The sequence below is a fragment of the Niallia sp. genome (assembly GCF_031978665.1).
Taxonomy (GTDB): Bacteria; Bacillota; Bacilli; order Bacillales; family Cytobacillaceae; genus Niallia.
The window spans coordinates 49520-56565 of record NZ_DALZDK010000037.1 but is presented as its reverse complement, the minus strand read 5'-3'; the positions used below and the strand labels follow the sequence as shown (position 1 = coordinate 56565).

Below are 7046 nucleotides of genomic sequence, written 5' to 3'. Positions count from 1 at the left end.
TCCAGTTTGTACGGTGGTGAGCAAGGCGCTTCCGCTTTTCAAATTGTCTAGCTCCAGCGCCTACCACCGTACAAACTTCAGGTCACCTCCCTACGATAAGTCAACATCGATTCACTAGCGTTCATCGTGTTTCCTATATCTCAGTCGATGCCCTTCCAGTTTGTACGGTGGTGAGCAAGGCGCTTCCGCTTTTCAAATTGTCTAGCTCCAGCGCCTACCACCGTACAAACTTCAGGTCACCTCCCTACGATAAGTCAACATCGATTCACTAGCGTTCATCGTGTTTCCTATATCTCAGTCGATGCCCTTCCAGTTTGTACGGTGGTGAGCAAGGCGCTTCCGCTTTTCAAATTGTCTAGCTCCGGGCACCCAGGGGCTGATGGGCTTCCCGCCCTTTCCCTACGATAAGTCAACATCGGTTCACTAGCGTTCACCGTGTTTCCTATATCTCAGGAAAGGTCGCTCCAGCCCACACGCCCCTAAACGGGTGCCCTCCGCTTTTCTTATTCCCGAGGCTTTAATCCATAGAGTATAAACTGGATGGTGCGCTCAATTTCTTCTTCATCGTCCCACTTAATCTCTGGTAGTAGAATGTGACGCGCGAGAAAATACCCGAAAATGGATGTAACCGTTAGGCGAACCGAGCTTAAAGACGGAATAGAAATTATCTCTTCTTTTTCACTGTACGACTCCATAATTTCTTGAAAACGTCCAAAAATTTTCACAGCGATTTGACTTTTGAACGTTTCTCGGAGGTCATCATGAAAGGGGATTTCCTGTATCAAAATTTTAAATAATGTATTGTTTTTTTGCAAAAATTCCATTCTGTTTTTTACGATTGCACGTAGAAAATCTTCAAAATTAGGGTGGGAAACATTTAATACTTTATCAAAATCTTTAATCACTCGTGGTGCAATTAACGTACTTAATAGTGGCGACAGAAGGGTTAACAGTAAATCTTTTTTCGTTTTGTAGTGACGAAAGATTGTTCCCTCTGCCACGCCAGCCATTTTTGCGATTTCACTTGTAGAGGTGGCGGCGTAGCCTTTCTCGGAAAATGCATCAATTGCAGCGATCAATATTTTTTTCTGTTTATCTGTCATTGATTGTTCTTCTTTTAAAATAATTTCTAATATATTCTCACTATTATTCATAGGAAACTCCTTTATCCATACTATCTAATCTAATTATAAAGGATTGACGAGGAAAAATATAATCTCCTAAATACTGCGATATTTTTTCAAAGCAAAGATATTTATAATCATTAAGACGACGGAGTATCCAAGGAGGATACTCAGAGACCCAATTATATCCATAAATCCATTGCCACGAATCATTACCTCTTGCAAGGCATCGGCAGCATAGTATAAGGGAGTTAAGTAAGAAATCCAGCTAATTGCAGAAGAAATCGAATCTAAGTTAAACAATCCAGAAAAGAACACTTGTGGAACAATGACAATGGGAATAAATTGAATCATTTGTAATTCATTATTAGCAAAAGACGACAAGAGAATTCCTAAAGTAAGAGCTACTAATGCTAACAGAAGGGTAGTTATTAATACATAAAGAATGGAACCAGCGTTTGACATATGAAGCACATAAACAGAATAAAAGACGATAATTCCTGATTGCACCATGGTGAATAAACCAAAGCCAATAATATAAGAAAGAACAAGTTCCCATCTTCTTATGGGACTAGAAAGTAATCGTTCTAAGGTTCCTGTTGTTCTTTCTCTTAAAAAGGATACCCCTGCAACTAGAAAAACAAAGAAGAAGGCAAAAAAGCCAAGAAGTATAGGCCCAAATGCGTCAAATTGTTCCATATCGATAGAGCCATAGAGTACTTGGACATCAATTACTGCTTCATTAGGAGACAGATTTTGCATGGCTCCCTGTATCTTTGCAATCGTCGCTTTGCTAATAGAAGGATCACTTCCTTCTAACATTAATTTTGTCTGTCCATTCTCCATAGCAAAATAAGCATCGATGCTCCCATCCTTTAACGCTGCCTTTGCTTTTGACTCGCTTTCATAGATAGAGGTTCTTACATCTTCTTTTTCGAAGGCTGTGCTAATAAGATCAGGGGTGTTAATTAAACCAATTTTTGTTTCATAGTCATCTCCATTAAATACTAGATTTACTAAAGTTAAAATGAGAATAGGAGCTAGAATCATCATTGCGAGCGTTCTTTTGTCACGATAGAATTGTTTCATAATGCGCAATACTAAGGCATTAATTCTCATTTGCTAAACCTCCATAATATAAGAATGCTTCCTCCATGGACTGTGCATTACAGCTACTCATCAGATTTTTCGGAGTATCAATAGCAATGAGCTGTCCATTTCGTATCATTCCTAGCCGATCGCACTTTTCTGCTTCATCCATTACATGAGTAGTTACAATGATGGAAGTGCCATTTTCTTTAAGCTTGTTAAAAGTTTTCCATATAGCTTTTCGAAGAATCGGATCAATACCAACTGTAGGCTCATCTAAAATGAGCAATTTTGGATTGTTTAAGAGCGCAATACAAATAGACAATCGTCTTTTCATTCCACCTGAATACTGGGAGACAGGCTTGGATAGATGTTCGGATAATTCTACTAAAGCAGCGGTACTTTCGATTCTGTTTTTCTTCTCGGGTCCTTTTAATCCATATAATCTAGCAAAGAAATCAAGGTTTTCTCTAGCGGTTAAATCTTGATATAAAGCATCAGCTTGCGCCATATAACCGATTTTTTCCATTATCTTTAGATTTGGCATTTCTTTATCTAATACATGAATGGAACCACTGTCAGGTAAATCTAAACCAATAATCTCTTTAACAAGTGTAGTTTTTCCAGCTCCAGAGGGACCGAGCAAACCTAAAATTTCGCTAGGATAAACCTGAAAGTCAATCGCATCTAAAATTTGTTTTTTTCCAAATGACTTGGAAAGATTTTTAACAGAAACAATGGATGGTACAGTCATGAAAAGACCACCTTTCTGAATTTATGAGTGATTACTCACTATATATAGTAATGGAAAGGAAGGTGTTTGTAAAGTGAGTAATCACTCATTTGTTAAAAGCATATTTTTTTCATCCTGCTTTTTTGTAATCAATTATTCAATTTGCTATTTATTCGTTATAATAGAAATGATTAACGTAAAATAGATAGATCCTATTGAGGTGGAAAAATGGCTGATTTTAATGCAAGTGTTATTATTTGTGAGCCCATTGAAGAAGTGTTTGCATATTTTGCAGATATGGCAAATGCTCCAGAATATATGAATAAAGTGGAAGCAACAGAGAAAATGACAGATAAGCCGATAGGAGTTGGCACAAAATATAAAGAAATAAGAAATGTACGAGGAAATAAAGTATATGCAGAAATAGAGTATCTTTCTTATAATAAAAATAATGGATTCATACGACGAAGCAGTTCTAATGGGTTAACTATTGACTATGCTTACCGTTTTTCAGAGATTCCTGAAGGTACTCAAGTAGAGTTTGAAGGAACAGTCCATGTTAAGGGGCTTAAAATGCGACTAATGAGAAACTTCCTTGTGAAAATGGTGAAATCAGAAGATAGTGATCATGTGCAAAATGCAAAAGAAGTGTTAGAAGGACTTGTAGAATAGAAAAATTAAGGAGTTGGTGTAGAAGGATAGAATATTTTGCACCAACTTTTTTCATTTAAAAAAGAAAAGGTGATTTTAAAATGTAAAAAGCAAGCACAGAAAATTATCCATGCTTGCTTTAATCGTTACCATAAAGATTAGAATTTATAGGTCCAGTATCGTTCTGTATATAATCTAGTTAAAACATCTGGTTCTTGATTATTTAATCCCTCTTGGAGAGTGGCTGCATATTGTTGCGTTTGTGAAAGATGGGCAGCAATTGTTGCCACTTTCTGCTCTACAAAATTTTGAACATCGATTTCGATATCCGGTTGTCCAAGGTCTCCCTCAGAGTTTTTGGCAAACGCTACACAATAAAGCTTTGGTCGTTTAGAAGCTTCTCTTTTCTCAATGGCTTTCACAACTGCTGCTCCTGTAGCATCATGATCCGGATGTACAGAATAACCTGGATAGAAGGTAATCACTAAAGAAGGGTCTAGTTCATCTAGTAAAGCGGTAAATTCATCGACTAGAACTTCCTCCTTTAGGAATTCAATCGTTTTATCACGATATCCTAGCATACGAAGATCCTCTAATCCCATTGCTCTTGCAGCTTCCTGCAGTTCATTTTTACGAATTTCTGGCAATGATTCTCTTGTCGCAAATGGGGGATTCCCTAAATTTCTTCCCATTTGACCAAGTGTTAAGCATGCATAAGTAACGGGCACTCCTTCGTGGATAAATTTAGAAATCGTTCCAGATACACCAAATGCTTCATCGTCAGGATGGGGGAAAATTACTAATACTTGTCTTTCTGTCTCCATCTATAATCCTCCTTTCATGGAATGGTAAAAATAATATATAATTTCCGTTCCGCTTTAATTATTTATTATTCAAAGGGTGTCTCGCTTATTTCCAGTGCTACTGCCAATTTTCCTGTGAAATCTAAGCCTGCCAGTAACAATCTATTTTTATCATCTACTTCATAATGGGTAATGCCTTCTGCATAAATCCAGCCAATAGCGGTTTTTAAACCAACTCGATAAGGGCCGTTTCCTGTAATCTTGCCATATTCATAGGATAGCTTTGCATTACGGATATAAGCACCAGAGTTAAAGAAGGATTCGTCATTATGGGTTGCATAGGCCCCATTGGTCGTTTCGAGGTGAATGTATATTTCTTTTTCACTTAAACGATTAATTTCTTCTTGTACCTTTTCAATTTGTACAAATTCCAAAGAATATCCCTCCTTTTTACTAGTTTATTTATCGGACAAAAAAATGGTTAGGCTTACGGTCGTTTTTATTAATACTTGATACGTTTGAAAGGAGGCAGCCTTAAAACATGTTCAGCCTCTCTTACTTAGCGCTAAGCTTTTCTTTTTCGTTACGATAGGCTCCGTGCATAGTTGGCCCCACATATTCATTTAATTTAAAGCCATTGCGGATAGCTGCTGTAATAAAATCTTTCGCTGTTTGAATAGCTTCTTCTACTGAAGCACCTTTTGCCAATTCAGCCGTAATGGCAGCAGAGTTTGTGCAGCCTGCTCCATGCGTATACGTAGTATCAATTAATTCACTTTCTAAAATCGTAAATTCTTTTCCATCATATAGAAGATCGATTGCTTTCTCGTGTCCTAATTTGCTGCCACCTTTAATCAGAACATATTTTGGTCCAAGTGCATGGATCTTTACAGCAGCTTCTTTTAAATCTTCTACTGTTTTGATTGGCTTATCAGTTTGGGCTAGCTGCCAAGCTTCAAAAAGATTAGGAGTTACTACCGTTGCTCTTGGAACAAGTAATTCACGAAGGGCATCTGCTGTTTCTGGATGAAGGACTTCATCTTCTCCCTTACAGATCATAACAGGATCGATAACAACATTTTTAATATTATTCTCATCAATTAGCTTTGCTGCTGTTTCAATGATTTCAACAGATCCAAGCATTCCTGTTTTCATTGCATCAATTCCCACAGATAGAACAGTTTCTAATTGAGCATTAACTGTGTTGATATCCTGTGGAAAAACATTGTGATGCCAATGATTCTTTGGATCCATCGTGACAATCGTTGTTAAGGCGGTCATGCCATAAACGCCTAGCTCTTGAAATGTTTTTAAATCTGCTTGAATACCTGCCCCTCCGCTTGTGTCAGAACCTGCTAAAGTTAATACTTTCTTCATTTGTTATGCCTCCTATGTAATTGCCATTTTCCTGCGAAAAATAATTTTGTTTTGATTGAATAATTGTAGACCATTTTCATGCATGATACAACTTTTCCGTCTTCTTCCTTAGTTTGGTTTACAGAACGTTTTTGCATACCAATCAAGAAAAGCGGATTAAGGGATGAGAATAGTTAGAGAATTCTGTCTAAATATGTGATAATCTATAGATATTCTTTACGATAGGTAGATAAGAAGAAAAGTATGCAGGGAGAAAGGAATCTATATGTATTTTGAAATAATTGATCATGTTATTAATATCCATCATGTTATTGATAAAGTAATAAGAAGAAATGCGGGAGCGGTTACTACTTTTATTGGGACAGTCAGGGAAATGACTGAAGGGAAAAAAACACTCTATTTAACATATGAAGCATATATTCCGATGGCTATGAAGAAGCTGGAGCAAATAGGTGAAGAGGTCAAAGAAAAGTGGAAAGATATTGATATTGCGATCTCTCATCGAATAGGCAAGCTGGAAATCAGTGATGTAGCAGTAGTTATTGCTGTTTCAACTCCTCATCGAAAGGATGCCTATGAGGCAAATCAATATGCAATAGAAAGAATCAAAGAGATTGTACCTATTTGGAAAAAAGAACATTGGGAAAATGGAGAAGAATGGATTGGAAATCAGAAAGGGACCAAAATGTATGTTGATGGCAAGCCAAGTGAGGAGGAGTTACATTGATTACATTGCTTTTTTTTGCTGGGGTGAAAGAGACGATAGGCAGTGAAAGGATAGAATTGGAGTGGAACGAGCAGGCAATTGCTCAAATTAAGAAGTATTTACTAGATACATATCCGTCTTTATCACTACAAGGAGTCATGGTTGCAGTGAATGAAGAATTCGTTATGGACGATGAAATTGTAAGGGAAAACGACATAGTCGCTTTTATTCCGCCTGTTAGTGGAGGATGATGAGGAAGGAGAAGATACGAGTGGAACAAAGTAGGTATTCTCGTCAGATGCTTTTTTCTTCCATAGGTATGGAAGGACAGCGATTAATTGGAACAAAAAAGGTGCTAATAATTGGTGCTGGAGCTCTTGGATCATCTGTTGCTGAGATGCTATGCAGAAGCGGTATTGGAGGTCTTACCATTATAGACAGAGACTATGTGGAAAAAAGCAATCTACAGAGACAACAGCTATATACGGAAAAGGATGCAAAAGAGCGGATACCAAAAGCAATTGCGGCAGAAAGAAGACTCAAGGAAATTAATGGGGATTGCT

10 protein-coding genes are annotated in these 7046 nt (G+C 37.4%); 4 read left to right on the top strand and 6 right to left on the bottom strand.

Annotation, left to right across the window (positions count from 1 at the left end; translation table 11 throughout):
- Window positions 1-503 precede the first annotated feature (503 nt).
- From RTL21_RS18650 to RTL21_RS18640, 3 genes are all read right to left on the bottom strand, one after another.
- Window positions 504-1154 (bottom strand): TetR/AcrR family transcriptional regulator, encoded by a 651-nt coding sequence (locus tag RTL21_RS18650; RefSeq protein WP_312098027.1) that lies wholly within the window; start codon window positions 1152-1154, stop codon window positions 504-506.
- A gap of 66 nt (window positions 1155-1220) precedes the next feature.
- Complete coding sequence (locus tag RTL21_RS18645) at window positions 1221-2243, bottom strand: ABC transporter permease (RefSeq protein ID WP_312098025.1); 1023 nt, start codon at window positions 2241-2243, stop codon at window positions 1221-1223.
- On the bottom strand, window positions 2233-2967 hold the full coding sequence (locus tag RTL21_RS18640) for an ABC transporter ATP-binding protein (protein WP_312098023.1): 735 nt from the start codon (window positions 2965-2967) through the stop codon (window positions 2233-2235). The genes RTL21_RS18645 and RTL21_RS18640 overlap by 11 nt, the downstream gene beginning before the upstream one ends.
- A gap of 207 nt (window positions 2968-3174) precedes the next feature.
- On the opposite strand from RTL21_RS18640, the gene RTL21_RS18635 reads away from it, so the two are divergent.
- Window positions 3175-3618, top strand: a complete 444-nt coding sequence (locus RTL21_RS18635; protein ID WP_312098021.1) for an SRPBCC family protein — start codon at window positions 3175-3177, stop codon at window positions 3616-3618.
- A 137-nt stretch (window positions 3619-3755) separates the two neighbouring features.
- Here RTL21_RS18635 and bshB2 read toward each other — a convergent pair whose 3' ends face one another.
- The 3 genes from bshB2 to pdxK all read right to left on the bottom strand — a co-directional run bounded on the left by bshB2 (window position 3756) and on the right by pdxK (window position 5777).
- Window positions 3756-4421, bottom strand: coding sequence for a bacillithiol biosynthesis deacetylase BshB2 (gene bshB2, locus RTL21_RS18630; protein WP_312098019.1), 666 nt, complete (start codon window positions 4419-4421; stop codon window positions 3756-3758).
- A gap of 65 nt (window positions 4422-4486) precedes the next feature.
- Window positions 4487-4834, bottom strand: coding sequence for a YojF family protein (locus RTL21_RS18625; protein ID WP_312098017.1), 348 nt, complete (start codon window positions 4832-4834; stop codon window positions 4487-4489).
- Window positions 4835-4955: 121 nt separating this feature from the next.
- Window positions 4956-5777 carry a pyridoxine/pyridoxal/pyridoxamine kinase gene (gene pdxK / locus RTL21_RS18620; RefSeq protein ID WP_312098015.1) on the bottom strand — a complete coding sequence of 274 codons (822 nt, stop codon included), beginning with the start codon at window positions 5775-5777 and terminating at the stop codon, window positions 4956-4958.
- A gap of 265 nt (window positions 5778-6042) precedes the next feature.
- Here pdxK and RTL21_RS18615 point away from each other — a divergent pair, with 265 nt between their 5' ends.
- The 3 genes from RTL21_RS18615 to RTL21_RS18605 form a co-directional block, all read left to right on the top strand.
- Window positions 6043-6504, top strand: coding sequence for a molybdenum cofactor biosynthesis protein MoaE (locus RTL21_RS18615; protein WP_312098014.1), 462 nt, complete (start codon window positions 6043-6045; stop codon window positions 6502-6504).
- On the top strand, window positions 6501-6734 hold the full coding sequence (gene moaD / locus RTL21_RS18610; protein WP_312098013.1) for a molybdopterin converting factor subunit 1: 234 nt from the start codon (window positions 6501-6503) through the stop codon (window positions 6732-6734). The genes RTL21_RS18615 and moaD overlap by 4 nt, the downstream gene beginning before the upstream one ends.
- 47 nt (window positions 6735-6781) lie before the next feature.
- The coding region (locus RTL21_RS18605) for a ThiF family adenylyltransferase (protein WP_312098033.1) at window positions 6782-7046 on the top strand (265 nt) is incomplete at its 3' end.

Coding starts and splice junctions, on each gene's coding strand:
- RTL21_RS18645 (WP_312098025.1), bottom strand. CDS start 2,243: ATGAGAATTAATGCCTTAGTATTGCGCATTATGAAACAATTCTATCGT.
- RTL21_RS18635 (WP_312098021.1), top strand. CDS start 3,175: ATGGCTGATTTTAATGCAAGTGTTATTATTTGTGAGCCCATTGAAGAA.
- bshB2 (WP_312098019.1), bottom strand. CDS start 4,421: ATGGAGACAGAAAGACAAGTATTAGTAATTTTCCCCCATCCTGACGAT.
- pdxK (WP_312098015.1), bottom strand. CDS start 5,777: ATGAAGAAAGTATTAACTTTAGCAGGTTCTGACACAAGCGGAGGGGCA.
- RTL21_RS18615 (WP_312098014.1), top strand. CDS start 6,043: ATGTATTTTGAAATAATTGATCATGTTATTAATATCCATCATGTTATT.
- RTL21_RS18650 (WP_312098027.1), bottom strand. CDS start 1,154: ATGAATAATAGTGAGAATATATTAGAAATTATTTTAAAAGAAGAACAA.
- RTL21_RS18640 (WP_312098023.1), bottom strand. CDS start 2,967: ATGACTGTACCATCCATTGTTTCTGTTAAAAATCTTTCCAAGTCATTT.